Raw genomic sequence first — 24,463 nt, forward strand, 5'->3', positions numbered from 1 at the left:
CACCTGGTTCGATGTATGTCAACATAGATGCATGTCGAATGCCAAGGTGCTGCCGCTGCTCGAGCCCGCCGACGGCCAGGGCGTGGTTCCGTGCTGCCCGCCGCTGACCGAGCGCCCCATGACCGCCGACGAGGCCGAGAGGGCCGCGCGGATGTTCAAGGCGCTCGGCGACCCGGTGCGCCTGCGGTTGTTCTCCGCCGTGGCCTCTCACGAGGACGGCGAGGCGTGCGTGTGCGACATCTCCGACGTCGGCGTCTCCCAGCCGACCGTCTCCCACCACCTGAAGAAGCTCAAGGAGGCCGGGCTGCTCACCTCCGAGCGGCGCGGCACCTGGGTCTACTACCGCGTGGAGCCGTCCGTACTGGCCGCCATGGGCAAGCTGCTGACCAGCGCCGCCACAGCGGCCTGACCGCCGCACGGCGACGGGAGGACTGCACCATGTCCGTGGGCGCCGGTTCGTCCAGCGCGGCAATCGTGCCGCTGACCATTGAGCACGCCGAGCAGGTCTTGGCGATCTACGAGGCCGGTATCGACGAGGGCAACGCCACCTTCGAGACGACCGTCCCCAGCTGGGAGGCGTTCGACGCGGGGAAACTGCCCGAGCACCGCTTCGTCGCGCGGGGCGAAGACGGAGGCGTGCTCGGCTGGGTCGCCGCGACCAAGGTCTCCGACCGCTGTGCCTACGCCGGCGTCGTCGAGCACTCCGTCTATGTCCACCCCGCCGCCCGGGGCCGCGGTGTCGCCTTGGCCCTGCTCAAGGCACTGATCGACTCCACCGAGCAGGCCGGGATCTGGACCATCCAGTCCGGGATCTTCCCGGAGAACACCGCGAGCCTCGCCGTTCACCGGCGAGCCGGGTTCCGAGTCATCGGCACGCGGGAGCGGATCGGACGCCACCACGGCCTGTGGCGCGACGTCGTCCTCGTCGAGCGCCGCAGCCCCGCCATCGACTGACCTGTCTCTGCTCGGGCCGGCCAGCAGATTCAGGTCCGGGCCCCGGCTCCCATTCAGCCCTTCTCGTCGGGGGTCAGCTGGTGGTGAGTGTTGGGTGGGGTAGCGGTAGACGTCCTCGGGGTGGATGATTCCCGCCGCGGCCGGGGGCTGAACCGGCCCCTGGCTGCGGGTCAGTCACGGGCGAGGAGCGGGCCGAAGGTCTGCTCGGCCGACCCGGCCGATCGGACCCAGGACATGATGGTCGCTCCCGCAGCACGCTTCGACGGACGCGGACGCCTCGGTGCCGGCGCACGCCTGCCGCAGGGCTTCGACGCGCAGCGCGCCGCCGGGCCGGCCTTCCTCATCGCGGTACAAGCGGCAGGACGGGCTGGCTCGCAGGAGTTCCGGGCATGGCGAAGGGGGCGATACGCCATCCACGAGGATGGTCGACGAGCCGGTCATCCCCCACCGGCCGGCCTCGGCCTCCTCGCGCACCTCGACCAGCTCGGTCTTGGGTGAGCTGGCCCGCTGGGCCGCCGTGACCGATCCGGACACCTGCGCGGCCGGGACTTCTGCACGTTCCTCGCGCGGCCCTGACGCCCGGTGGGCGGCGTCAGGTGCTCAGCAGCTGCGCAATGTCCCGGGCGGCGTCACGTGCGGGGCGGCCCACGCCGATCAGGGTGGCGGAGGCCGGGCCGGTCCAGTCGCCGTACCCGAGAAGGTGCAGGCGCGGCTCCGCGACGGCCCGTGTGCCGGCCGTCGGGATGTGGCCGCGCGGCCCGCGCAGACCCAGTGGGGCAAGGTGGGCGAGGGCAGGTCGGAAGCCGGTGCACCAGATGATCACATCTGCCTCGGCGCGGCTGCCGTCGGCCCACTGGACGCCGGTGGTGGTGAACCGGGTGAACATCGGCTTCGCGTCGAGGAGTCCGGCGTCGCGGGCGGCACGGACCGGGGGGACGGCGACGATGTCGCCGAGCGCAGCGACACCGCCGGTGTCGCCGCGGCCTGCGTCGAGAGCCCGGCGGCGGGCGGTGGCGGCGTCGAACAGGACGCGGCCGTCGATGGTGTCGGCCAGAAACCGGGGCGGCCGCTGGGTCGCCCACGTCACGTCGACGCGCCCGTCCAGGGCGAGGTCGGCGGCGATCTGAGCGCCCGAGTTCCCGCCGCCGACCACGATGACGTTCTGTCCGGTGAAGTCGGCCGGGGAGCGGTAGTTCACCGTGTGCAGCTGCCGTCCGGTGAAGACCCTGCGGCCGGGGACGGCGGGGAGGAAGGGCCGCGACCAGGTGCCGGTCGCGCTGATGACCGCCTTCGTCCGCCAGGTGCCGGAGTCCGCTTCGACCAGGAGCCGGTCGCCGCCACGGCGTACGGCCTCCACACGGGTGCCGTGCAGCGCGGGCAGGGCGTAGCGCTTCTCGTAGTCGGTGAGGTACTCCACCACGTGCCGGCGTCCGGGTAGGTTTCGCCTGCCTGGGCGGGCATGAGCCGGCCGGGCAGCGAGGAGTGCTCCGCCGGGGAGAACAGGTGCAGCGAGTCCCACATGTGCTGCCAGGCCCCGCCCGGCGCCGCTTCGGCGTCCAGGATGACGAAGTCCGTTTTCTGGCGGCGTAGGTGGTAGCCGGCGGCGAGCCCTGCCTGGCCGCCGCCGACCACCACCACGTCCGCGTGCTGCGTCATGAACCCATCTGCGCCGAGGCGAACTTCCGACGCCAGGCCAGGGAGACGTACACCAGGGCCACGAGGACGGGCACCTCGATGAGTGGGCCGACGACGCCGGACAGAGCCTGGCCGGAGGTGACGCCGAAGGTGGCGATGGCGACCGCGATGGCCAGCTCGAAGTTGTTGCCTGCAGCGGTGAACGCCAGGGTGGCTGTGCGGTCGTAGGCCAGGCCGATCGCCTTGCCCAGGGCGAAGACGCCGAACCACATGACCGCGAAATACACCAGCAGCGGCAGCGCGATACGGGCCACGTCCAGCGGCTGCGAGGTGATCGTCTTTCCTTGCAGGGCGAACAGGATGACGATCGTGAACAGCAGGCCGTACAGCGCCCATGGGCCGATCTTCGGCAGGAAGCCCGTCTCGTACTTCTCGCGGCCGAGCTTCTGTTCGCCGATGCGGCGGGTCAGGAAGCCGGCGAGCAGCGGGATGCCGAGGAAGATGATCACGTTCAGGGCGATCTTCCACATCGAGATGTCCAAGTGCTCGCCGTTCCCCAGACCGAGCCAGCCGGGCAGCAGGTCGAGGTAGAACCAGCCGAGCAGGCCGAACGCGAGGACCTGGAAGACGGAGTTCAGGGCGACGAGGACGGCGGCTGCTTCGCGGTCGCCGCAGGCGAGGTCGTTCCAGATGATGACCATGGCGATGCAGCGGGCCAGGCCGACGATGATCAGGCCGGTGCGGTACTCGGGCAGGTCCGGCAGGAAGATCCACGCCAGCGCGAACATCACCGCTGGGCCGACGATCCAGTTGACGACCAGCGAGGAGACCATCAGCTTCCGGTCGCCGGTGACCGCGTCGAGCTTGTCGTAGCGGACCTTCGCCAGGACCGGATACATCATGACCAGCAGGCCGATCGCGATCGGCAGCGAGATACCGCCGATCTCGACCTTCGCCAGGGCGTCGTTCAGGCCGGGGATCAGGCGCCCGAGCCCGAGGCCGACGGCCATCGCGGCGAGGATCCAGACGGCCAGGTAGCGGTCGAGCGCAGAGAGCTTGGCGACGATCGAGGGCTGCTCGGCCGTCGCGGCGGTCGTGGCGGACTCGGTGGAGGTCACGGGCAGGCCCTCTTGGTCTCGGCGTTGGCGCGGGCGGTTGCGGCGAGGCCGGTGAACTGGCCGGCGAGCGACTCGAGTACCTCGGGCTTGAGCCGGTAGTAGGTGAACCGGCCGCACGGCTCGGTCTCCACCACCCCGGCTTTGCGCAGCACTTTCAGGTGGTTGGACAGGTTCGTCTGGCGGGCGCCGGTCTCTTCCACCAGGTGCGTGGTGCACAGCGTCTCGCGGGCCAGCAGGGTCACGATCTGGAGCCTGAGAGGGTCGGCCAGCACCCGGATCAGGTCAGTGTCGACTGACGTCAGCATGGACTGATACTGTCACATCACCCGAGACTGATACCAGTCGGGGCTGACCTATAGGCCCGTCGAAAGGGTCTTCCATGTCCGCCGTTCCCACCCCTGCCCTGCCGGATGAACGCCTGGCCGCCGGCGCAGCCCGGCTCGCGACCCGGCATGCCGGCCGCTTCGGCGTCGAGACCGTGCGGAGCCTGCTCACCGACTCCTACCGGCGCCTCGCCGAGACCGCCTCGGTCACCACGCACCTGGTGGTGCTGGCCGAGCGGCTCACCACCGAACGCCTTGACGCCCTCGCCCACGCCCACGCCCACGGCGCGCCGGGCTCGAGGCTCCCGGGTGTTGTTCGTGTGCAGCCACAACGCCGGCCGTTCCCAGCTCGCCGCCGCGCTGTTGCAGCACCGGGGCAGGTCGCGGTCTCTTCAGCGGGCACTCACCCGGCGCCGGAGATCGAGCCGCACATCGAGCAGGTCCTGAGCGAGGCCGGCGCCGATCCCACTGCCGCGTTCCCCAAGCCGCTGACCGACGAGGTCGTGAGTGGCGCCGACATCGTGATCACCATGGGCTGCGGCGACGCCTGCCCGATCGTGCCCGGCCGCCGGTACCTGGACTGGCCCGTGCCGGATCCCGACGGCGCCCCGATCAACGTGGTCCGCGAGATCCGCGACGTCATCAATGCCCGTATCACCGAGCTGCTCGCCAGCCTGCCGAGCACCTGAACCCCCACCGCACCACCTGCCACCGCATCTTGTGAAGGAAGAACCGATGTCCGCTCCGCTCGCCTCCGTGCTGTTCGTCTGCGTCCACAACGCCGGCCGTTCGCAGATGGCCGCCGGATTCCTCAACCACCTCGCGGGCGACCGGATCGAGGTCCGCTCCGCCGGTTCCATCCCGGGCGACCAGGTCAACCCGGCCGCCGTCGAGGCCATGAAGGAAGTCGGCGTCGACATCTCCGCGGCCAAGCCGAAGATCCTCACCACCGAGGCCGTTCAGGCCTCCGACTACGTCATCACCATGGGCTGCGGCGACGCCTGCCCCATCTTCCCCGGCAAGAAGTACCTCGACTGGGCCCTGGAAGACCCCGCGGGCAAGGGCGTCGAGGCCGTCCGCCCCATCCGCGACGAGATCAAGACCCGCATCGAGGCCCTCATCGCCGAGATCGACGCCACGCAGGAGGCGTGACAGCCGTGACGCACCCCGACGACGTGCGCGAGGTCATCGTCATCGGCTCCGGCCCCGCCGGGTACACCGCCGCCCTCTACACCGCCCGCGCTCAGCTGCAGCCGCTCCTGTTCGCCAGTTCGAACCGCAGCGTGCATCTGTGCAGTAGCGCCTCCTCGGTGCGGACCTCCAGGGGCACGGTGTCGGTGGTCTGCGGGCGGCCCAGGGTGAGGGTGCCGGTCTTGCCGATCAGCAGGACGTCAGCCTTGGCGAGGGCTTCCAAGTAGCGGCCGCGATGCTCGGCATCGTCCGGCTGCACAACCCCGCCCTTACGAGATGATTCCCGCCCCCTTCGAGACCAGAGAGGCCCAAGGGAGGCGGCTTCCCACCTCGCCGGCTCGGAGGATGTTCAGTCGAGGCAGAACTCGTTGCCCTCGATGTCCTGCATCACGATGCACGAATCGTTGCCGTCATACAGGAGTCGCATGCGTACCGCGCCGAGCGGGACCAGTCGTGTGCATTCGGCCTCGAGCGCGGCCAGGCGCTCTTCCCCCACGAGTCCGGTGCCGACTCTGACGTCGAGATGCAGCCGATTCTTGGCGACCTTGCCTTCGGGGACCCGCTGAAAGTACAGTCGCGGGCCTACACCTGAGGGATCACTGCAGGCGAACCATGAACCCTGATCCTCGGGAGCCTGGGAGCGGTTGAAATCGTCCCACGTGGCGAACCCCGCCGGTGGCGGCGGTACGACGTACCCCAACACCTCGCACCAAAAGCGAGCGAGACGCTCAGGTTCCGCGCAGTCGAAGGTGACTTGGAACTGCTTGATCGATGACACAGGCGCACCATAACAGGGAGGCCCTGTTCCTCATCTCCCTATTAAAAATCTGCACGTTGACAGGAGGACAGCCCTTGCGAGCTGCTGCTGCGTCTTGCAGTCGCAGGGGTTGACCCGATGTCGATGCCTCCAAAGGATCGCCCGTCGTTCCGGACCAGGCCGTCGGCCACGGCCCTCGCCGCGTTTCCCGAGAGCAGCCTGCCGGCCCGGGGCCGCGCCTACGGAGTACTCAAGCGCCCACGGAGCCGGCCCTCGTCGCGTGGCCTGCGCCTCACAGCGCCCCTTCCTCGGCCGGCTGGCCGACGAGTCGTTGCTGCCTCCTGTGGAGCAGTTGTGGCCAGGCGAGTCGGTCCGGCACGCGGCTCGGGACGAACCGGCGAATGCCCAGCTCAGGGGACGCATGGGTGGGGACAACCCCCTGAGATGGAGGGGGCTCGGCCCCCCACGAGCCCTACGGCTGACAGGCTGGTGGCGGTGGGACGGCCGTAGCCAGACTCGCCTGCATGACGATTTCCTCCGACGCCACGGTCACGACCACCCCGGCCGCCGTGCGGCCCCCAAGACTCCGCCCCGATGCCGGCAGCGACTTCGCCCGGCTGTCGCAGCGCATCACCCAGGCGGGTCTCCTGCGGCGGCGCCCCGGTTACTACACGGTGCGGCTCGGTCTCGTGATCGGGCTGCTGGCGGCGGGCTGGGCGGCCTTCGACGCGCTGGGCGACACGTGGTGGCAGTTGGTGGTCGCCGCCTTCATGGCGCTGATGTTCGGTCAGGTCGCCTTGGTGGCACATGACTTGGCGCACCGGCAGGTGTTCCGGAAGCGCCGCGCGAGCGCGATCTGGGGCCGGCTCTTCGGCAACCTCGGCATCGGCATGAGTTACGGCTGGTGGATGAACAAGCACACCCGCCACCACGCCAACCCCAACCACGAGGAACTCGACCCCGATGTCGCCCCGGCCATCCTGGTGTGGTCCACCGAGCAGGCCCGCAACAGCAATGGTCTGGCCCGGTTCATCGGCGGCCACCAGGCGTTCTTGTTCTTCCCCCTGCTGACGCTGGAGGGCTTCAACCTGCATGTGGCGAGCGTGCGGGCGCTGCGCTCGCCGTCGATGAAGGGCCGCCTGCTGGAGGGCACACTGCTTTTCCTGCACATGGCGGCCTACTTGTCCGCGCTGTTCCTGGTGCTCTCCCCCGGCAAGGCCGTGGCGTTCCTCGTCGTGCACCAGTGCCTGTTCGGTGTGTATCTCGGCTGCACGTTCGCCCCGAACCACAAGGGCATGCCCACCTTCACCGGCGACGACCGCCCCGACTTCCTGCGCCGCCAGGTACTCACCTCCCGCAACGTGCGGGGCGGCCGGCTCACCGACGTGATGCTCGGCGGGCTCAACTACCAGATCGAGCACCACCTGTTCCCGAGCATGCCCACGCCTCATCTACGGCGGGCCCAGGTCGTCGTACGCGCGTACTGCGCGGAAAACGACGTGCCGTACCACGAAACCGGCCTGATCCAGTCCTACCGCGAGGCACTCACCCACCTGCACCGAGTGGGCGAGCCCATTCGACGGCAACGCAAAGCGTCATAACGGCAGGACGACACGCGGCGCCGCGGACACGGACACCCGTGTGTCGACCCGGACTGAACCCGCCTACCCGTCGTCAGCACTGCCGCGCCTGCGCCGCCGCAGCGGTGCTGTCACCCACATCGTCAGCCCGACAAGGGACACGATCACCGCCCCTCCGACCACCGTGGGAATAGCCGCCATGAGCAAAAGGGTGAGCAGCACCTCGGCCCACGTCGGATCCTCACCCATCGTGCTCCCACCTTGCGCCATGATCGTCATGACGCCGACGGGCAGCGATCAGTTCCCGAGACCTCCAGCCGTCCGCCGTACGCGGGAGGCCGGAGGCCCTTCATGGGCACGATGCTCTCGGTCAGACGGTTGCCCCCTGGATGGTCCACTCGACGCGAGAGTTCCAGACGACCAGTGGAAGCAACTCACCCACGGCTCCGCAGTAATCGACGTCGTGGTCGCCTGCGATCCGACGGGCAAGGAGGCTGCGCTCGGGGAGGAACGTGGTGGCTGCGGGGTCGTCGCCGAGCACGAGTGCGTGTGCGGGCCGACTTCGATGATGCCGTTGAGCTCCTCGACCAAGCAGGCGCGGCCGTACGCCGCCCTTTCAGCCCCTCTCGCGGCGAGCCAGGAAACGGCGCCGCACCCGGTCACCGACTCGGGCGGACACGGCACTGCCGGCCTCACTCCCATGGGCGGAGCAGGGCACGGGTGATACTCCGTCAGGCACCGGAAAGGTCCACGACGAAGATGAGAGGGTTTATGTCGCCCGCCTGGGTTCGGGGCGTCCGCGGACCCGGCCGGGCCGGGTCCGCGCCGACACAGCGTATGCGTCCCGAGAGAACCGCGCCTACCTGCGACAAGCTCGCGGTCCGCTAGGAGGCCACTGTCCTCGTAGCGGCCATCAACGAGTTGCTGTGACCAGCACCGTCAGGAAAGGCGGGGCGGGGGGGCAGTGGAGTTCAGGTGGTTCAGGGGTTGATGGTGTGTTCGGTGAACTGGCCACAGGAGCGGAACCCCAGGCGGCGGTAGACGGGCTCGCCGTCGGCTGACGCCTGCAAGACCGCGATGCGGTGATCTCGTTCGCGGGCCGTGCGGAGTGCCGCGAGCGTGATAGCACCGCCGTAGCCACGTCGGCGGTGGGCGGCCAGGGTGGAGATGTTGTAGATACCGGCAACCCCCGCGTGATGAAACACCTCAGCCGAACAGACCGGACGGCTCTCCACGTAGCCGACCAGGTACCGGGCCGGGCAATGCGCGGTCAGTGCCTGCGGGGCGGCCTGGGCGAAGAAGCGGCGGACGGTGTCAGCGGGCGGGTCCCAGTTCGCGGCGAGAACCGTGGCGTAGTCGGCGAGCTGTTCGGGCGTGGCCACCGTCTGGATGTCCAGTCCTTGGGCGGCGGACAGTGGCAGGGTGTCGTCCAGCTCGGCCCACATGGCCGTCTCGCGTTCGGACGCCGACAGGCCGGCCGCCGTCAGGCGGGCGGTGAGGTCCAGTGGTGTCGAGGCAGGCCCCACCCACCAGGAGAAACGGCGGCCCGTGCGAGCCAGCGTCCGAGCGGTCTCGGTGATACGTGCCGGGGCGGTGACAGCGGTGAAGCGGGCCGCGGCAACGATGTTGAAAGTGTCGTCGTCCAGGCCACTGTCGGCGACCAGGAGGTCACCAGCCTCTGTGACGGCCGCACCAGTCATGCTCCGATGCAGGTGACAAGCATGTTCCGCCAGATTCCGTTCCATCCTGTCCATCAAGTCGGCTTCATTGAGGGAATGATCATCCATAGCGATTGATCCCAGCATGACCGGGCGAAGACCGCACGCGCCCAGGGCAGCAAGCTGGTGGCGTTGCCCTCGCCCTTCGGGGCCGCCCGCACAATCGCGATTTGCGCATTGATGCCCCTGCGTAGTTGGACGCCCGGACCGACGACGGCGCGGCCATTCTTTGTTCACGCAGAACGATGGAAGTGCCCGCGGAATCGCTGTACGCTCGCCTCCCTGCCGAGCGCCGATGACCGCGCGGCAGTCCGGGGGGCCACACCGCAGGGGGGAAGATGGCGAAGCGCCAGGCCGACGAGCCGGCCGACACACGCATGATGGGAATCATTCACGACGCACTCCGCAGGGACCTGGGACGTACCCGCGCCGCACTCCTCGAGCAGCCGTATCCGGACGGCATCCGGCGGGTCGCGCTCGCCGACCACCTCCGGTGGATGATGGGCTTCCTGCACGACCACCACAGCGGCGAGGACCGCGGCCTGTGGCCGCTGCTGCGGGAGAAGGCCCCAGATGCCGCGGAGTTGCTCGACACCATGGAACAGGACCACGCAGGCATCTCGGATGCCATGACCGCTGTCGTCTCTGCGGCCCAGAGGTATGCCGGGGGCGGAGCCGATGAGACCAGAGTCGACCTGCTGGCGTCACTGACCGCGCTGGAGGATGCGCTCCTCCCCCATCTGCAACGGGAGGAACAGGAGACGATGCCAGTCGCCGCGTCCGCGCTGACGGTGGGCGAGTGGCGGGCGTGGGAGCAGGAATTCCACATCAAGCAGAGGTCGTTCACCGAGCTGGGCGACGAGGGGCACTGGCTGCTCGACGGCCTCGACAGCGCCCGCTACCAGGTCGTCGTCCGCCAGGTGCCGGCGGTGCCGCGGTTCATCCTGCTGCACGGCTTCGCCCGACGCTACCGGCGCCGGGCCGCGCTGCGCTGGGAGCCGGGCTCCCAGCGCTGACGCCTCGTCATCCCAGCTCGTTCATGACAGCGGCGCACGCCGGCGACGAAGATCGGACCCGCTTCTGTGACTGAGCGCTCTGGCCGCCCGACTGGTCAACTGGAGCGCCCGAAGGATGTGCTGACCGGCGCGGTCGACGGAGGAGGGGCCCACCTCGGCGTCCGGTCGATGGAGGAGTGGCCCACCCCGGCGTCCGGCCAGCGGAGGCGGAGCCCACCCTGGCGTCCGGTCAGCGGGCGGCGAGGAACTCGAGGGTGTCGATCACGCGGTTCGAGAAGCCCCACTCGTTGTCGTACCAGGCGACCACCTTGACGTGGCGGCCGTCGACGCGGGTGAGGGCCGAGTCGAAGATGGAAGAGGCGGGGTTTCCCGTGATGTCGGACGACACGAGCGGGTCGTCCGAGTACTCGAGGATGCCGGCGAGCGGCCCCTCCGCCGCGGTGCGGTACGCCGCCAGCACGTCCTCGCGCGTCACGTCGCGGGCGACGGTCGTGTTGAGTTCGACAATCGAGCCCACCGGCACCGGCACGCGGATCGAGTCGCCCGACAGCTTGCCGTCGAGGTTCGGCAGCACCAGGCCGATCGCCTTGGCGGCACCGGTCGTGGTCGGCACGATGTTGACGCCGGCGGCCCGGGCGCGACGGGCGTCGCGGTGCGGACCGTCCTGCAGGTTCTGCTCCTGCGTGTAGGCGTGCACCGTCGTCATGAACCCGTGCTCGATGCCGGCGAGTTCGTCGAGGACCGCGGCCAGCGGCGCGAGCGCGTTGGTGGTGCAGGAGGCGTTCGAGACGATCGTGTGCACGGCCGGGTCGTAGGCGTCGGTGTTGACCCCGAACGCGAGCGTGACGTCGGCACCGTCCGACGGCGCGCTGACGAGCACCTTCTTCGCGCCCGCGTCGAGGTGGGCGCGGGCGGCCTTGGCCGAGGTGAAGCGGCCGGTGGCTTCCAGGACCACGTCGACGCCGAGTTCGGCCCACGGCAGCTGCTCGGGCTCGCGCTCGGCCAGCACCGTGATCCGACGGCCGTCGACGACGAGGGTGTCCCCGTCGACGGTCACGGGACGCCCGAGACGGCCGGCCGTGCTGTCGTAGGCGAGCAGCCGGGCGAGAGTGGCGGGCTCGGTGAGGTCGTTGACGGCGACGATCTCGAGGGCGCTGTCGCGTTCGAGCAGTGCGCGCAGCACATTGCGTCCGATGCGGCCGAATCCGTTGATGGCGATGCGAGTCATGAGTGATGTCCCTTTCCTTCGCCACCAGGCTCGCCCGCGGCTCGCGCCGCCGACAGTGGCGGGATCGCCACGGTTCAAAAGGATCCCGCCACGGTGCCGGGCGGGTTACTCACCCCGGGTGAAGGTGCGCCGGTACTCGCTCGGTGTGGTGCCGAGGATGCGCTGGAAGTGCAGGCGCAGGTTCGCGCCGGTGCCGAGCCCGACGTCGGCGGCGATCTGCTCGACGCTGCGCTGCGAGCGCTCGAGCAGTTCGCGGGCCAGGTCGATGCGGGCGCGCATCACCCACTGCATCGGCGTGTAGCCGGTCTCCTCGACGAAGCGCCGGGAGAACGTGCGTGGCGAGACCCCGGCCTGCCGCGCCAGTATGTCGAGGGTGAGGGGCTCGCCGAGCCGGTGCAGTGCCCACTCACGGGTGGCGCCGAAGCGCTCGCCGAGCGGCTCGGGGACGCTGCGCGGCACGTACTGGGCCTGGCCGCCGCTGCGGTAGGGGGCCGCGACCAGGCGGCGGGCCGCGTGGTTGGACGCGGCCACCCCGAGGTCGCCGCGCAGGATGTGCAGGCAGAGGTCGATGCCGGAGGCGGCGCCGGCCGAGGTGAGCACACTGCCCTCATCGACGAACAGCACGTCCTCGTCGACCTGGACGAGCGGATGCCTGGCCACGAGTGCCCGCGTGTAGTGCCAGTGCGTCGTGGCGCGCCTGCCGTCGAGCAGGCCCGTGGCGGCGAGCGCGAAGGCGCCCGTCGAGATGGCGGCGAGCCGCGCGCCCCGAGCATGGGCGGCGATCAGTGCGTCGACGACGGCCTGCGGCGGGTCGTCGCGGTCCGGAAACCGGTAGCCGGGAACGAAGACGATGTCGGCCCACGCAAGGGCGTCGAGGCCGTGGGCGACGTAGTACGCGAGGCCATCGCCGCCGGTCACGAGACCGGGGGTCGCCCCGCACACCCGCACCTCGTACGGCATGCTCGCGCGGGTCGTGAAAACCTGCGCGGGAATTCCGACATCGAGCGGCTTCGCGCCCTCGAGCACGAGGACGGCGACACGACGCAGGCGGGAGGCTGGCACAGGAAGAGGTTACGCGGGGCGTGACTTCGATGCGCTCACTGCGCGGACCGGACAGACCACACCCCGAACCGGGCACGGTGCGCGGCCGGCGCTTTCACGAACGGTCCCGGCGCCGCATTCGCGGCACTGGTCCAGCCGCTCGCCGGGGTGCGAGGCAGCTTCCTCGCCGGCGGGCTGCCGGCACGGTGACCAACCCGAACTGGATCATCCCGGACCACACCGCCTTCATGCACCCGGACTCGTACGCCACGGATGGTGTGCATCCCCGTCACGGGCCGCCCCTACAGCGACGGGGCGTTCGGCTCACTGCCCTTGGAATGCAAGGCCAACTGCGGCCACGCATGGCCGGCTCCGAGCATCTTTGTCCCCAACGAGGTCCGCGCCGCCGCCGAAGGGCGCTCAAAAATTGGCGAGTACACGCCCATTGTCCTGGGCGCGGCAAAAGGGTTACATGGTCCCAGCACGCGGACGAAAGCGCTTTCTGCCGGTCGGGAGAACCCGGCCGAACGCCCCTTCAGTGCCGCTGGGAGGCTGTATGACACCGCCCCACACCAGACGCTACTCACTCGCCGTCGCCGCGCTCGCCGCGACCGCCTCGCTCGCCGCCGCCACGTTTCCGGCCCAGGCGGCCCACCCCTCAACCGTCCACACTCCGCTGCGCGCCCAGGCTGTGGCGGCGTACGACTTCGGACACCCGGACCCCGCCGACCCCGGTCGCGAGCTGGACATCGGACGCTCCGGCACCACGCTCAGCCTGATCAACGGCGGCTCCGCGATGCGCGTGGCCGACGAAGCGTACCCGGGTGCTTCGCCCGCCCTGCAGGTGCGCCAGCAGAACCCGGCCACCGCGGGCAACGACGACTGGAAGGCCGGGGCCTGGGACGCCGAGGGCATGTCGTCCCTCAGGGCCTTCCGCAGTGCCCGCGGCGCCACCGTCATGGGCTGGTTCAAGATGACGGGCGACAACCCCGCCCTCAACTCCAACACGGCCAACCCGAGCGACCGTTACAACGCGGTCGGACTGGCCGGCGTACTGTCCGGAACCTCTGACGGCCACGCGGTGCGTGCGCTGCTCGAACTCATCCAGGTGAACGGCGAGTTGAAGCTGGTCGCGCTGGGGAGACGCCTGGACGGCGGCGCCTCCCAGACTTTCGCCGCCGAGGCCCCCTGGGAGGAACTGCTGCCCCGCGGTGAATGGGTCCACCTGGCCGCGACATTCGACTTCCGCGACGGCACCCTCGCGCTCTACCGCGACGGCAAGCCCCTGGACGGCTTCTACGTCACGCCGGGCGACCCCTGGGAACTCTCCACCACGCCGGCGCCGCACCGCGCCTCGCCCACAGATCCCCGCGGCATCAAGATCGGCGGCAGCTTCCCCCAGAACACCCAGGAGAACAACGCCTGCGACTGCCGCATGGACGACCTCCTGTTCCTGGACCGCCCGGTGCCGGCCGGAGCGGTGGCGGCGGAGTACCAGCGCATGACGCGGAGCCGCTGACCGTTCCCGTCCCGGATCGTTCTTCCCTACTTCTCGCGCCAGCCCGAAGGGACCCGCATGGCGTCACGACGTACGTATCGAAGGACCTGGGCGGCCGTGGCCGTCAGCGCAGCCCTCGCCCTGGGCGGTCTCGCCGCCCCTGCCCACGCAGACGAGCCCGCCGCGGCGGCAGCCGCCCTGACCGACCCCATTCCGCAGAAGCCCGCACAGTCCACGACGGGCCTCGTCCTGGAGGAGTTCGCGCAATTCCCCAAGTCGGAACCCGTTCCGGCACCAACGGATCCGCGCCTGATGCGCCACGCCCGGATCAACACCATCAATGAACTCCCCGACGGCTCCGGCCGGATGGCGACTCCCGACCTCAACGGCACCCTGTACCTCACCGACCCCGGCGCCGCGACCAGTACCTCCGGCGGCACCCCGCACCCCTACCTGGACGTCAAGGCCGCATTCCCGCACTTCTTCTCGGGCCGCGGCCTCGGCCAGGGCTTCGGGTACGCCGCGTTCCACCCGGAGTTCGGCACGAACGGGCGCTTCTACACGATCCACACCGAGCTCGCGTCGCAGACCACCGAGACCCCCGACTTCCGGCAGGCCGGCACGCTCACCTATCACGGCGTCATCACCGAGTGGACCGCCGACGATCCCTCCGCGGCCGTCTTCCACGGCACCCATCGCGAGGTGCTGCGTATCGCTTTCACCGGCCAGGTCCACGGCGTTCAGCAGATCGACTTCAACCCGACGGCCAAGCCCCACGACGAGGACTACGGCCTCCTCTACCTCGCGGTGGGCGACGGAGGGCAGGGCGTCGGCAACAGCGAACCGCAGAACCTGGCGCTCCCGCACGGCAAACTTCTGCGGATCGATCCCGCCGGCCGCGACAGCGCCAACGGCCGGTACGGCATCCCCGCGTCCAACCCGTTCGTCGGTGAGCCCGGTGCCCTTGGGGAGATCTACGCCATAGGCATGCGGGACCCGCACCGCTTCAGCTGGGACGCGGGCGGCAGCCACCGTATGTATCTCGGCCACATAGGCGAGCACGCCATCGAGTCGGTGTACGAGGTCAAGGCCGGGGACAACTTCGGCTGGAGCGAGCGCGAGGGCCCCTTCGCATTCGACAAGAAGACCACCGACCCGTGCGCCCGCATCCTCCCTCTTCCCGCCGACGACGCCCAGTACGGCTACACCTACCCGGTCGCCGCCTACGACCACGACCCGGAACCCGGCTGGGACTGCCGGTCCGACGTGGGCCGCGCCATCGCCGGAGGCTTCGTCTACCGCGGCAAGGACGCGCCGGCGCTGCGCGGGAAGTACATCTTCGGCGACCTCGTGGACGGCCGGATCCTGGCCGCGGACACCCGCGACATGCGCCGCGGCGCCGACCTCGCGCCGCTCGAGCAGTTGATGCTCTTCGACAAGTCGTCCGGGAAGGCGGTCACCATGCGCGACCTCGCCGGCGACCAACGTGTCGACCTGCGCTTCGGCTCCGACCGCGACGGCGGCCTGTACATCGTCTCGAAGGCCAATGGCAAGGTCTGGAAGGTGACCGGGACCCGCACCTTTGCCGACTGCAAGATCGGCAACACCCCCACCACCCACACCACCGGCCCCGGCAACTGGGCACCGGTCACCCCGGCCAAGTGGGCGTACACCGAACGCGAGACGATCATGACCGAGCCGGGCGTCGCCCGCCCGGGACCGCGGCGCCCCTTCGAGTACGCCGTCCTGACCGCGGGCCCGCGCTACTCCTCCGTCACCGTCGAGGCGGAGGTTCGGATCGACACCCCCGTCGAGATCACCAACCGTGACGTCATTCTCATCTGGGACTATCAGTCGGACACTCGATTCCAGTACGCGCACCTGTCGAGCGACAACACCATCTACCCGCACAACGGTATGTTCACGGTCAACGATGCCGACCGGCTGCGCATCGACGACCAGTGGAACGGAACCGTCGGCGCGCCTCCGGCGATCAAGGACGAGGGGTGGCACAAGGTGCGTCTCACCCATTGCGCCGACACCGGTGAGACCGCCGTCTACCTGGACGGCAGTCCCAATCCGCTGATCACGGCCACCGACCCGGTCTTCGCCTCGGGCCGGGTGGGCTTCGGATCCTTCGACAACGTGGGTCGCGTCCGCCACCTGAAGGTGACGGGCACTCCGGCCGGCGACTGACCTCGCGGGGGCGGGCCGAGACCTCGGCCCGCCCCGCGATTGGGTGCCAGCCGGTCCCCGGCCGCGGTTCTTCCGGGCCGTGAAGCCCTGACGGTCACATCCGGGGCTGTCGCACGACCCGCGCCACCGGTCCGCGCCCACTGTGGCTGCCGGGCCTCGCCTTCGCCGCAGGAGGCGCGGTCGCCGCGGTGGTGGTGGCCGCGGCGGCGGACGCCGCCGGCCTGTCGCTTGAGATTGACGCCGCCACCGCCTCGCCCATCAGTTTCCGACCTGGCTAGGAGTCATCCTCCACCACGGAAGCGAGGTGAGTGAGGAGCCGGTCGAGCTCCGCGGTACTGGTGAACTCGTGATCCTTCTCGGCGTCAGCGAGTTTGTGCCGGACGTCGCGGACCCGTTTGCGTACGTCCTTGGTCTTGTCCTTCCCTTTCTCCCTGCCCTCGGCCAGCTTGTCCCTGGCCTCGGAGAGCTTGCGCTCCAGATCGTGGGCAAGGTGCGGGTCGAGGCGGCCCTGGTTCGCGGCGTCGCTCAGCGCCTGGGACAGCTGGCTGAGCAGCACCCCGGGATCGTCCGACAATGCGGCGAGCGCGTCGACGGTCACGGCGGGGGCGGTGGCTGACCCGTGCTCCGGCGGAGGCGGCACTGAAGCATCAGTGGCGGACGGGAGGACGGGCGAACCGGAGGCGACGTCCGTGGGGTCGGGCTGGAACAGGAAGAAACCCAGGGCCACCAGGGCCGCCGCTGCGATCCCCGAAATCGCGACCGTGCGTGGCCGGCGGTTACGGCTGCGAGATCGTCGTGTCGTGGGCGCCGGCAGCGCGGCTGTGCGGTCCATCGCGGCGACCCGCCCCGGGGCAGGCGGTGGTGTGAGCCCCGCCGACGGGGTCGCACTCCACCTCTCGGGGGCGGACAGCCAGTCGGCAACCCCCTCGGCGTCCGGCCGGTTCTCCGGCTCCTTGGCGAGCAGCGACAAGACGAGTTGTTCGAGCTCCACCGGAAGCTCCACCCCCACGCTGTGCGGAGGCAACGGCGACTCCTGGACATGCTGGTAGAGCAGCGCCGTCGGAGTATCCGCGCGGAACGGGGGGTGCCCGACGAGAAGCTCGTACAGTACGCAGCCGAGCGCGTACATGTCGGAGGCAGGACCGGCGTCCTTTCCGAGGACGCGTTCGGGGGCGAGGCAGGAAACCGTTCCCACGATCATGCCCGCGCTGGTGAGCGCGGCCGCCGTGTCATCGGCGAGACGGGCGATACCGAAGTCGACCACCTTGACCGTGCCGTCCGGAACCAGAAGGAGGTTGGCAGGCTTGATGTCGCGGTGGATGATGCCCTGCCGGTGCGCGGCGGCCAGGCCTGAGGCGGTCTGGCTGCCGATGGCAGCCACCTCGCGGGGCGTGAGAGGTCCCCCCGATGCCAGCTGCTCGGCGAGACTGTGTCCCTGGACCATCTCCATGACCAGGTAGAGGCGGCCGTCGGCCTGGCCGAAGTCGTACACGGCGACGACGTTGGGGTGGCTCAAGCGAGCGGTCGTCTGCGCCTCCTGATGGAAGCGCGCCGCAGCCGTCGGGTCAACGCCACCGGCCAGGAGCAGCTTGACCGCGACCGGGCGGCCGAGGACCTCGTCGCGTGCGCGCCAGACCTCTCCCATTCCACCTCGGCCGAGAAGCTCCTCGAACTGGTACCGACCCGCCAACAACACGCCGAACGCCCTCTCCATGACTGTCGGGAACGAACTCACAGGTACGCACCATGCCGGATCGCAGCTGCCGGCTCACCACGGTATCGGGAGGACATTTCCTGCGCGAGGTGAGACACCGCCTGGGGGCAGGGTCGCTGATAGTGCGGTAGCCGGGTTGCGAGCCGATGCTGATGAGACCCCCTCGCCAAGACCTCGGCAGGCTATCAGGCCTTGATCCACTCGGGTGAAGAGCTGTCAACGCGCCTGGGTGCCCGCCGGGTGGTACGTGCGCCGGCTGCAACGCGCCTTCGGATGGCGGCTTTGCGGGCACCACATCCGACCGGCCGGCAGTGGTACCGGCAGCCGCGGCGGGCGGCCACCACGCTTTGGCCGGAGGCCCGCTGATCAGTCGATCACGGCGGCCCGCCAGGTCTCCTCGTCGGCGTCCAGGAGCGCCGTGACGAGGGCGGGGTCCGGCAACGGGCCGTGGTCGGCGGCGATCCTCAGGGCCGAGGCCGCGGTCAGATGGCCCAACCGCAGGGCGCGGTCCACGGGCAACTGCCGCAAGAGCCCGCTGAGGAATCCGGCGGCGAAGGCATCGCCGGCGCCGACCGGTTCGGCAACGCGCACGGTCAGGGCGGGCACGCTGTGGGCGGTGGTGCCGACGAAGGCCGTGGCGGCGCGGTCCCCGTCCTTCACGACGAGGACGCGCGGGCCGGGCAGGAGGTCGCGGACCCGTACGGCGTCAGTGATCCCGTCCCCCCACAGGGCCTGGGCCTCGTCAAGGCCTACGAGGACTATGTCGGCCCGGTCCGCGAGCGGCCGCAGCACGTCGGCCGCCGAGCGGCCGGCCCATAGGGCGGGCCGGTGGTTGACGTCGAAGCTGACGGGCCACGGACGGTCGGGGCGCAGCGCGCGTTCGACGAGGGCGCGGCAATCGGGCGACAGGGCGGGGGTGATGCCGCTGAGGTGGACGAGCGCGGCGCCCTCCACCGCCGGATCGTCGAGTACGTCGGGGGTGAGGGCCGAGGCGGCGGATCCGGCGCGGTGGTAGTGGACGCGGGTGCCATGCGTGCCCGGGTCCTTGAGCAGTAGTCCGGTGGGCCGCTCCGGGTCGGTGCGGACGCCGCTGACGTCGACGCCGCCCGCGGCGATCCGGGCGCGGACGCGGCGGCCGAAGGGGTCGTCGCCGACGGCGGAGACCCAGCGGGCGGGGATGCCGTGGTCGGCGAGATAGAGGGCGACGTTCGACTCGGCGCCCGCGATGTCGACGCGCAACAGGTCGGCGCCGTCCAACGGTCCGAGGGGGTCGGGGGCGAGGGCGGCCATGGTCTCGCCGACGCAGACCACGGGGCCGGGGCGCAGTGGCCGGTGGGTGCTCATGGTGGGCTTCCTAGAGTGTGTCGGCGCGGGCCGCCGGGTCCGGGGCGGAGGGGATCGCCGGGCGGTACGGGGCGGTCGGGGCGCCGGGCACGTCGACCCGGACAGCGAAGACGGCGCCGTCGAACGCTCCCGGGGCGGGCAGGCCGATGTGCGCGCTGGTGACGAGGAGCGTGCGGCCGTCGGGGCCGCCGAGGCAGAGTCCGGCGGGCTGTTCGGCGGGCAGGTCGACGATCCGGTCGAGACTGCCGTCGGGATGGTAGCGGTGGACCTGCCCGATGCCCCAGACGGCGGTCCACAGCCCGCCATCGATGTCGGTGGTCATCCCGTCGGGGTTGCCGGAGGTGAGCGTGACGAAGGGTTCGGGCGTGCCCGGGTCGCCGCTCGCGGGGTCGACCGGACAGCGCAGGATGACGCCCCGGGCGCTGTCGGCGAGGTACATGACGGTGCCGTCGGCGCTGAAGACCGGACCGTTGGGGATGGTGATGTCCCGCAGGACGCGGGTGACGCGGCCGTCGCGGTCCAGGCGGTAGAGGGAGCCGGCGTCCTCGGTCGTGTCGTAGGCCATGCTGCCGGCCCAGAAGCGGCCGTGGGGGTCGGCGACGCCGTCGTTCATCCGCATCGGCGCCGGGGCGTCGTCCTCGGGTCGCGCGATCCATGCGACCCGGCCCGCGGGGTCGATGCGGCAGATGCCGGTGCCCGCGGCCGCGATCCAGTGGCCGGGGTGGCCCTCGACCGGTGCCACCGCACCCAGCGGGCAGGGCAGTTGAGCGATCAGGGCCAGAGGCGCGGCAGGGTCGTGGGGGGCGGCGAGGAGTCGGCCGCTGAGGATGTCGGTGAGCACGGCGCGGTCGTCCGTCCAGCGGATGCCCTCGCCGAGTTCGAGGCGGTCGGTCCCGAGGACGGCCGGGGGCACGGTCGCGGTCACGGGCGGGCCTCCGCGCGGACGACGTCCAGGAAGATGCGGGCCCGTTGGCGTAGCGCTGTGATGTTGCCGCCCTCGGCGGCGTCGCCGATCAGGGGCGATCCGACGCCGACGGCCGTGGCGCCGCCCCTCAGGTAAGCGGCGGCGGCCTCCGCGTCGACTCCCCCGACAGGCACGAAGGGCAGGTCGGGGAAGGGGCCGCGCAGGTCGCGCAGGTAGCCGGGGCCGCCGGCGCTGCCGGCCGGGAAGAGCTTGAGGGCGTCGGCGCCGAGCCGCAGTGCCTGGAGGATGTCGGTGGGGGTCATCACCCCGGCGAGCACCGGGAGTCCGAGTTCCCGCCCGGTGGCGATGCCGTCGCTGACCGCCGGGGTGACGAGGAAGGCGGCCCCGGCCTTGTGGGCGGCATGTGCGTCTTCGGTGCTGAGGACGGTTCCGGCTCCGAGCGTCGCGTCCGGGCCGAGTGCGGCGCGGGCCCGCGCGATGACGTCCAGCGCGTCGCGTCCGCTGAGGGAGACCTCGATGAGGGTGACACCCTCCTCGGCGAGGGTGAGCACGGTGGTCAGCGCGGCGTCCGGGTCGCTGCCGCGGACGATGGCGAGCAACCGGTGGGCGCGCAGCGCGGCGAGCAGGTCCATCCGACGTCCCTTCTGGTGATGGGGGTTCAGGGGCGGAGGGTCGCGGTGACGGTGAGCCGCCAGGCGACCTCGCCGGAGGGCGGGACGACGGCCGTGTCGCCGTCGGTCGCCCCCGTGCGGTCGAAGACGCGGCCGAGCATCGGCTCGACGCCGGTCGAGCGGTACGGCGCGTCCTGGGGGAAGCCGCCGAGGTTGCGCCACAGGGCGACCGCGACCGGCTGTCCGGCGGCTTCGACGGACAGGTGCAGCGTGTGGGGGCCGTCGTGCACAGCAACCCGTTGGGTGAGGACAACCGCTCCGACGGCCGTCCCGTCGTCCGGGCCGAGCCGGTCGAGCGGGATGCCGTCGACGCGCGGCCAGTGCCCGGTGATCCAGCCCGCGCCCTCGTCCGGGTAGAGCCGGGTCTCCGCGGATGCGTCGATGCCGATCCACGCACCCGGCGAGAGGTCCAGCAGGGCGTGGGCGGCCCACACGAAGCGGTAGCAGGGCTCTGCGGTGAGCGTGTAGTCGGCGACGGCGGCTCCCGCCTCCGTACCGAGGCGTCGGGTCAGTCGGAAGTCGGGGCACTCCACGACGTCCGACTGCCCGTGCCTGCGCCAGCGCCGTGACCAGGCATCCCCGTGGTCGGGCAGCCCGCGCACGGTGGGTACGCACTCCTCCAGTCCGCCGGCGTCGGCAAAGGGGTCGCCGGGCCGGACCAGGGGGCGGCGGGGCTCTTCGCGGTGCCACAGCCATTGGCGGCCGCCCGCGGTCAGCGAGGTCCAGCGTCCGCCGTGGTCCGGATCGGCGACCACGGAGACCGGGAGCCGGGTGCCGGTCACCATTCCGCGAAGGAGCCGTCGGTGTGCCGCCACACGGGGTTGCGCCAGGCGTGTCCGGACCGGTCGGCGGCGCGAACCGCGTCCTCGTCGACGGCGATGCCGAGTCCGGGCAGCGCCAGTGCGGTGCGGTGCGCCTGGCCGTCGACGAAGCGGAAGGGCTCGGTGTCGACCAGGTAGGACAGCAGGTCGGCGTCCTTGTTGTAGTGGATGCCCCGGCTCTGTTCCTGGATGAGGAAGTTGGGTGTGGCGAAGGCGACCTGGAGGCTGGCGGCCAGCGCGATGGGGCCGAGCGGGCAGTGCGGCGCCAGGTGGGCACCGAAGGTCTCGGCGAGCGAGGCGATCCGGGTGACCTCCGATATCCCGCCGGCGTGCGACAGGTCCGGCTGGGCCACGGCGACGCCCGCGGTGAGCACCGGGAGGAAGTCCCCCCGTCCGTACAGCCGTTCGCCGGTGGCCAGCGGTACGGACGAGGCGGCGACCAGTCCGGGCAGCAGGTGTGCCTGGTCGGGCAGAACGGGTTCCTCGACGAACAGCGGGTGCAGCGGGGCTATCTCGTGGAGAACACGGCGCGTGTTGGCGGCGCTGAAGCGGCCGTGGAAGTCGACGGCGACGTCGCGGTGCGGTCCCAGGGCTTCGCGGGCGGCCGCCACACGCTCGACGACGGCAGCCGTCTCGGCGCGGCTGCCGATCGGCGGGGTGCGCCCGGCGGCGTTCATCTTGACGGCGGTGAAGCCGGCCTCCACCTGGGCGGTGACCTCCTCCTTGAGCCGCTCGGGTTCGTCGCCGCCGACCCAGGCGTACACCCGGACGGTGTCGCGGACCGGGCCACCGAGCAAGGTGTGCACCGGCACCCCGAGCGCGCGGCCCGCGATGTCCCACAGGGCCTGGTCGATGCCGGCGACGGCGCTGGAGAGGACCGGGCCGCCCCGGTAGAAGCCGCCCTTGCTCAGCACCTGCCAGTGGTCCTGGATGCGCAGCGGGTCCTGGCCCACCAGGTACTCCGCCAGCACCTCGACGGCTGACCGGACCACCTCGGCCCGGCCCTCCACCACCGGCTCGCCCCAGCCGACGATACCGTCGTCGGTCTCGATGCGGCAGAACAGCCAACGGGGCGGGACGAGGAAGGTCTCGACGCGCTCGATCTTCACTGTGCCTGGCCGTCCTTCTGCTCGGCGGTGTGTTCCGCGCCCTCGGACGCGGACGGGCCGCTGAGCTTGTCGAGGTCGCGCGTCGCCTGGTCGAGCAGGGCGCGCATGGCGTGTTCCGCGGCGTCCGGGTCCCGGTCGCGCACGGCGTCGAGGACGGCTCGGTGGCTGGGGACCGGGTCCTCGCTGTGGGGGGCGCTGTGCACGAGCTGGTCGCGATGGGCCAGGCCCGACTCGATGACCATCTCCATGCGTTCCAGCAGTTCGTTGTGGGTGGCCGCGAGCAGCGCCCGGTGGAAGGTGAGGTCGGCCTTGACGGCGTCGCTCGCTCCTCCCTCCTTGCCCATGGCGGTCAGTGCCGCCTCCATTGCCTCGAGATCGGCGTCGGTGCGGCGGGCCGCGGCCAGTCGCACGGCGGCGGGTTCGATGATGCGGCGGACCTCGCCGAGGTTACGGAGCAGTGCGGCGTCGGCGCCGGTGCCGCTCGGCTCGGAGAACTGCCAACGCAGCACGTCGGCGTCGAGCAGGTTCCAGTCGGAGCGGGGCCGGACGAAAGTGCCGCGCTTCTGCCGGGCGTCGACCATCCCCTTGGCCGCGAGCACCTTGAGCGATTCACGCAGGGCCGTCAGACTGACGTCCAGTTCGCTCTGCAGGGCCGCCATGTCGAGCGTCGCTCCCTCGGGGATCTCGCCGCTGAGCACCCGGCGGGCGAGGGTCTCCACGGTCTGGCCGTGCACTCCGCGGCGCGCGTATGGCGTCATGTGTTTGCCTTTCTTGCTGGTCGGTCGGTGGCGGGAGCGGTCGGTTCCGTCAGGCGGAGTCCTTGGCGACGCTCCAGCCGCCGTCCACGAGCAGGCTCGATCCGGTGATGTAGGAGGCTTCGTCGGCGGCGAGGAAGGCGACGGCGGCGGCGACCTCCTCGGGAGTGCCGAAGCGGCGCGCCGCGGTCCCGGCGACGCTGAGCTCGCGGTCGGCCGGCGGGACCCGGTCCCAGGCGGCGGTCAGGATCGGTCCCGGCAGCACCGCGTTGACGCGGACGGACGGTCCGTACTCGACGGCGAGCTGGCCGCACAGCGACAGCAGTGCGCCCTTGCTCGCCGCGTACGCCGGGTGGCCGGGGATGCCCCGGTGGGCGTGGACGGAGGAGACGAGTACCACGGCCCCACGGTGCTCGCGCAGGTCCGGCAGTGTCGCCTTGACGCCCAGGAAGGCGCCGGTGAGGTTGACCGAGAGCTGCCGTTCCCAGGAGGCGAGGCTCGTCTCGTGGGCCGGGGCGACTGCCACCGTGTACGCGTTGCCGACCAGGACGCCCACGGGCCCGAAGCTGTGGGCGGCGGTGATCACGCGCTGCCAGTCGTCCTCGCTCGCGACGTCGGCGGCGACGAACAGGGCGCGGGCGCCGTCCTGGCGCAGCCGCTCGGCGGTCTCCTCGCCGCGTTCGGCGTCGATGTCGGCGAGGACGACGGCCGCGCCTTCCGCGGCGAGGCGTGCTGCGGTGGCCGCGCCGATGCCCGATGCGGCGCCGGTGACGACGGCGACGCGGTTGGTGAAGCGGGCGGCTGGGTTCATGGGGTGGATCGTCTCCTGTTCGCGGGGGAAGGCGGGGTGCAGATGTTCGAGAGGCGGA

General features: G+C 71.0%; 25 protein-coding genes and 2 pseudogenes. 9 read left to right on the forward strand and 18 right to left on the reverse strand.

Annotated elements, in window-relative coordinates; genetic code table 11:
* Nucleotides 1-31 precede the first annotated feature (31 nt).
* A complete protein-coding gene (locus tag ACWC91_RS22260) occupies nucleotides 32-409 on the forward strand; it encodes an ArsR/SmtB family transcription factor (RefSeq protein ID WP_141365443.1) in 378 nt (125 codons plus the stop codon).
* A gap of 29 nt (nucleotides 410-438) precedes the next feature.
* On the forward strand, nucleotides 439-954 hold the full coding sequence (locus tag ACWC91_RS22265; protein ID WP_450642199.1) for an N-acetyltransferase family protein: 516 nt from the start codon (nucleotides 439-441) through the stop codon (nucleotides 952-954).
* A 592-nt stretch (nucleotides 955-1,546) separates the two neighbouring features.
* On the opposite strand, the pseudogene ACWC91_RS22270 reads toward ACWC91_RS22265, so the two are convergent.
* From ACWC91_RS22270 to ACWC91_RS22280, 3 genes and pseudogenes are all read right to left on the reverse strand, one after another.
* A pseudogene (locus ACWC91_RS22270) lies at nucleotides 1,547-2,610 on the reverse strand (ArsO family NAD(P)H-dependent flavin-containing monooxygenase).
* The gene (gene arsB / locus ACWC91_RS22275; protein WP_450642221.1) at nucleotides 2,607-3,713 is read right to left on the reverse strand and encodes an ACR3 family arsenite efflux transporter; all 1,107 of its coding nucleotides are present in this window, start codon (nucleotides 3,711-3,713) and stop codon (nucleotides 2,607-2,609) included. Before arsB ends, ACWC91_RS22270 begins: the two are co-directional and overlap by 4 nt.
* Nucleotides 3,704-4,012 (reverse strand): ArsR/SmtB family transcription factor, encoded by a 309-nt coding sequence (locus tag ACWC91_RS22280; protein ID WP_450642197.1) that lies wholly within the window; start codon nucleotides 4,010-4,012, stop codon nucleotides 3,704-3,706. Before ACWC91_RS22280 ends, arsB begins: the two co-directional genes overlap by 10 nt.
* A gap of 74 nt (nucleotides 4,013-4,086) precedes the next feature.
* Here ACWC91_RS22280 and ACWC91_RS22285 point away from each other — a divergent pair, with 74 nt between their 5' ends.
* From ACWC91_RS22285 to ACWC91_RS22295, 3 genes and pseudogenes are all read left to right on the forward strand, one after another.
* Entirely contained in the window at nucleotides 4,087-4,719 is a 633-nt protein-coding gene (locus ACWC91_RS22285) for an arsenate-mycothiol transferase ArsC (protein ID WP_450642196.1), read from the forward strand.
* Between the two features lie 46 nt (nucleotides 4,720-4,765).
* Nucleotides 4,766-5,182, forward strand: coding sequence for an arsenate reductase ArsC (locus ACWC91_RS22290; RefSeq protein ID WP_141365431.1), 417 nt, complete (start codon nucleotides 4,766-4,768; stop codon nucleotides 5,180-5,182).
* 5 nt (nucleotides 5,183-5,187) lie between these two features.
* Nucleotides 5,188-5,295 (forward strand): annotated as a pseudogene (locus ACWC91_RS22295) (FAD-binding protein); the annotation flags it as partial.
* On the opposite strand, the gene ACWC91_RS22300 reads toward ACWC91_RS22295, so the two are convergent.
* Both ACWC91_RS22300 and ACWC91_RS22305 read right to left on the reverse strand, forming a co-directional pair.
* The gene (locus tag ACWC91_RS22300; protein ID WP_450642224.1) at nucleotides 5,274-5,480 is read right to left on the reverse strand and encodes a hypothetical protein; all 207 of its coding nucleotides are present in this window, start codon (nucleotides 5,478-5,480) and stop codon (nucleotides 5,274-5,276) included. The pseudogene ACWC91_RS22295 and the gene ACWC91_RS22300 overlap by 22 nt on opposite strands.
* 90 nt (nucleotides 5,481-5,570) lie before the next feature.
* Complete coding sequence (locus ACWC91_RS22305; RefSeq protein WP_141365427.1) at nucleotides 5,571-5,999, reverse strand: VOC family protein; 429 nt, start codon at nucleotides 5,997-5,999, stop codon at nucleotides 5,571-5,573.
* Between the two features lie 503 nt (nucleotides 6,000-6,502).
* Here ACWC91_RS22305 and ACWC91_RS22310 point away from each other — a divergent pair.
* A complete protein-coding gene (locus tag ACWC91_RS22310; RefSeq protein WP_450642193.1) occupies nucleotides 6,503-7,579 on the forward strand; it encodes a fatty acid desaturase family protein in 1,077 nt (358 codons plus the stop codon).
* Between the two features lie 63 nt (nucleotides 7,580-7,642).
* Here the strand turns inward: ACWC91_RS22310 and ACWC91_RS22315 are convergent, their stop codons facing one another.
* The 3 genes from ACWC91_RS22315 to ACWC91_RS22325 form a co-directional block, all read right to left on the reverse strand.
* The gene (locus ACWC91_RS22315) at nucleotides 7,643-7,837 is read right to left on the reverse strand and encodes a hypothetical protein (protein WP_141365423.1); all 195 of its coding nucleotides are present in this window, start codon (nucleotides 7,835-7,837) and stop codon (nucleotides 7,643-7,645) included.
* Nucleotides 7,838-7,928: 91 nt separating this feature from the next.
* The gene (locus ACWC91_RS22320; RefSeq protein ID WP_376503002.1) at nucleotides 7,929-8,153 is read right to left on the reverse strand and encodes an Imm21 family immunity protein; all 225 of its coding nucleotides are present in this window, start codon (nucleotides 8,151-8,153) and stop codon (nucleotides 7,929-7,931) included.
* Nucleotides 8,154-8,538: 385 nt separating this feature from the next.
* Complete coding sequence (locus ACWC91_RS22325; RefSeq protein ID WP_281153973.1) at nucleotides 8,539-9,303, reverse strand: GNAT family N-acetyltransferase; 765 nt, start codon at nucleotides 9,301-9,303, stop codon at nucleotides 8,539-8,541.
* 311 nt (nucleotides 9,304-9,614) lie between these two features.
* Between ACWC91_RS22325 and ACWC91_RS22330 the strand changes: the two genes are divergently transcribed.
* A complete protein-coding gene (locus tag ACWC91_RS22330) occupies nucleotides 9,615-10,292 on the forward strand; it encodes a hemerythrin domain-containing protein (protein WP_450643502.1) in 678 nt (225 codons plus the stop codon).
* A 229-nt stretch (nucleotides 10,293-10,521) separates the two neighbouring features.
* Here the strand turns inward: ACWC91_RS22330 and gap are convergent, their stop codons facing one another.
* Entirely contained in the window at nucleotides 10,522-11,520 is a 999-nt protein-coding gene (gene gap / locus ACWC91_RS22335; protein ID WP_225077369.1) for a type I glyceraldehyde-3-phosphate dehydrogenase, read from the reverse strand.
* 105 nt (nucleotides 11,521-11,625) lie between these two features.
* On the reverse strand, nucleotides 11,626-12,582 hold the full coding sequence (locus tag ACWC91_RS22340) for a GlxA family transcriptional regulator (protein ID WP_141365416.1): 957 nt from the start codon (nucleotides 12,580-12,582) through the stop codon (nucleotides 11,626-11,628).
* Between the two features lie 535 nt (nucleotides 12,583-13,117).
* Between ACWC91_RS22340 and ACWC91_RS22345 the strand changes: the two genes are divergently transcribed.
* Nucleotides 13,118-14,080, forward strand: a complete 963-nt coding sequence (locus ACWC91_RS22345; RefSeq protein WP_450643503.1) for a LamG-like jellyroll fold domain-containing protein — start codon at nucleotides 13,118-13,120, stop codon at nucleotides 14,078-14,080.
* Between the two features lie 96 nt (nucleotides 14,081-14,176).
* On the forward strand, nucleotides 14,177-16,255 hold the full coding sequence (locus ACWC91_RS22350; RefSeq protein ID WP_450643504.1) for a PQQ-dependent sugar dehydrogenase: 2,079 nt from the start codon (nucleotides 14,177-14,179) through the stop codon (nucleotides 16,253-16,255).
* Between the two features lie 274 nt (nucleotides 16,256-16,529).
* On the opposite strand, the gene ACWC91_RS22355 is transcribed toward ACWC91_RS22350, so the two are convergent.
* The 8 genes from ACWC91_RS22355 to ACWC91_RS22390 all read right to left on the reverse strand — a co-directional run bounded on the left by ACWC91_RS22355 (nucleotide 16,530) and on the right by ACWC91_RS22390 (nucleotide 24,405).
* Entirely contained in the window at nucleotides 16,530-17,900 is a 1,371-nt protein-coding gene (locus ACWC91_RS22355) for a serine/threonine-protein kinase (RefSeq protein WP_450643505.1), read from the reverse strand.
* Nucleotides 17,901-18,335: 435 nt separating this feature from the next.
* On the reverse strand, nucleotides 18,336-19,313 hold the full coding sequence (locus tag ACWC91_RS22360; protein ID WP_450643506.1) for a sugar kinase: 978 nt from the start codon (nucleotides 19,311-19,313) through the stop codon (nucleotides 18,336-18,338).
* Between the two features lie 10 nt (nucleotides 19,314-19,323).
* Nucleotides 19,324-20,238 carry an SMP-30/gluconolactonase/LRE family protein gene (locus tag ACWC91_RS22365; RefSeq protein WP_376502902.1) on the reverse strand — a complete coding sequence of 305 codons (915 nt, stop codon included), beginning with the start codon at nucleotides 20,236-20,238 and terminating at the stop codon, nucleotides 19,324-19,326.
* Complete coding sequence (locus ACWC91_RS22370; protein WP_225077375.1) at nucleotides 20,235-20,870, reverse strand: bifunctional 4-hydroxy-2-oxoglutarate aldolase/2-dehydro-3-deoxy-phosphogluconate aldolase; 636 nt, start codon at nucleotides 20,868-20,870, stop codon at nucleotides 20,235-20,237. Before ACWC91_RS22370 ends, ACWC91_RS22365 begins: the two co-directional genes overlap by 4 nt.
* 26 nt (nucleotides 20,871-20,896) lie before the next feature.
* A complete protein-coding gene (locus tag ACWC91_RS22375; RefSeq protein ID WP_450643507.1) occupies nucleotides 20,897-21,694 on the reverse strand; it encodes a hypothetical protein in 798 nt (265 codons plus the stop codon).
* Complete coding sequence (dgoD, locus tag ACWC91_RS22380; protein ID WP_450643508.1) at nucleotides 21,688-22,839, reverse strand: galactonate dehydratase; 1,152 nt, start codon at nucleotides 22,837-22,839, stop codon at nucleotides 21,688-21,690. Before dgoD ends, ACWC91_RS22375 begins: the two co-directional genes overlap by 7 nt.
* Nucleotides 22,836-23,597: a FadR/GntR family transcriptional regulator gene (locus ACWC91_RS22385; protein WP_376502907.1), complete on the reverse strand. Its 762-nt coding sequence runs from the start codon at nucleotides 23,595-23,597 to the stop codon at nucleotides 22,836-22,838. The genes dgoD and ACWC91_RS22385 overlap by 4 nt, the downstream gene beginning before the upstream one ends.
* A 49-nt stretch (nucleotides 23,598-23,646) precedes the next feature.
* On the reverse strand, nucleotides 23,647-24,405 hold the full coding sequence (locus ACWC91_RS22390) for an SDR family NAD(P)-dependent oxidoreductase (RefSeq protein WP_281153930.1): 759 nt from the start codon (nucleotides 24,403-24,405) through the stop codon (nucleotides 23,647-23,649).
* Nucleotides 24,406-24,463 lie beyond the last annotated feature (58 nt).

The sequence above is a fragment of the Streptomyces sp. NPDC001204 genome, assembly GCF_053598035.1.

Excerpts from the sequence above, each read along its gene's own strand:
- ACWC91_RS22325 (WP_281153973.1), bottom strand. The coding sequence starts at position 9,303 with ATGGAACGGAATCTGGCGGAACATGCTTGTCACCTGCATCGGAGCATG.
- ACWC91_RS22375 (WP_450643507.1), bottom strand. The coding sequence starts at position 21,694 with ATGGTGACCGGCACCCGGCTCCCGGTCTCCGTGGTCGCCGATCCGGAC.
- ACWC91_RS22330 (WP_450643502.1), top strand. The coding sequence starts at position 9,615 with ATGGCGAAGCGCCAGGCCGACGAGCCGGCCGACACACGCATGATGGGA.
- ACWC91_RS22390 (WP_281153930.1), bottom strand. The coding sequence starts at position 24,405 with ATGAACCCAGCCGCCCGCTTCACCAACCGCGTCGCCGTCGTCACCGGC.
- ACWC91_RS22310 (WP_450642193.1), top strand. The coding sequence starts at position 6,503 with ATGACGATTTCCTCCGACGCCACGGTCACGACCACCCCGGCCGCCGTG.
- gap (WP_225077369.1), bottom strand. The coding sequence starts at position 11,520 with ATGACTCGCATCGCCATCAACGGATTCGGCCGCATCGGACGCAATGTG.
- ACWC91_RS22385 (WP_376502907.1), bottom strand. The coding sequence starts at position 23,597 with ATGACGCCATACGCGCGCCGCGGAGTGCACGGCCAGACCGTGGAGACC.
- ACWC91_RS22315 (WP_141365423.1), bottom strand. The coding sequence starts at position 7,837 with ATGACGATCATGGCGCAAGGTGGGAGCACGATGGGTGAGGATCCGACG.
- ACWC91_RS22360 (WP_450643506.1), bottom strand. The coding sequence starts at position 19,313 with ATGAGCACCCACCGGCCACTGCGCCCCGGCCCCGTGGTCTGCGTCGGC.
- ACWC91_RS22265 (WP_450642199.1), top strand. The coding sequence starts at position 439 with ATGTCCGTGGGCGCCGGTTCGTCCAGCGCGGCAATCGTGCCGCTGACC.
- ACWC91_RS22280 (WP_450642197.1), bottom strand. The coding sequence starts at position 4,012 with ATGCTGACGTCAGTCGACACTGACCTGATCCGGGTGCTGGCCGACCCT.
- ACWC91_RS22355 (WP_450643505.1), bottom strand. The coding sequence starts at position 17,900 with ATGGGAGAGGTCTGGCGCGCACGCGACGAGGTCCTCGGCCGCCCGGTC.
- ACWC91_RS22285 (WP_450642196.1), top strand. The coding sequence starts at position 4,087 with ATGTCCGCCGTTCCCACCCCTGCCCTGCCGGATGAACGCCTGGCCGCC.
- ACWC91_RS22290 (WP_141365431.1), top strand. The coding sequence starts at position 4,766 with ATGTCCGCTCCGCTCGCCTCCGTGCTGTTCGTCTGCGTCCACAACGCC.
- ACWC91_RS22370 (WP_225077375.1), bottom strand. The coding sequence starts at position 20,870 with ATGGACCTGCTCGCCGCGCTGCGCGCCCACCGGTTGCTCGCCATCGTC.
- ACWC91_RS22260 (WP_141365443.1), top strand. The coding sequence starts at position 32 with ATGTCGAATGCCAAGGTGCTGCCGCTGCTCGAGCCCGCCGACGGCCAG.
- ACWC91_RS22345 (WP_450643503.1), top strand. The coding sequence starts at position 13,118 with ATGACACCGCCCCACACCAGACGCTACTCACTCGCCGTCGCCGCGCTC.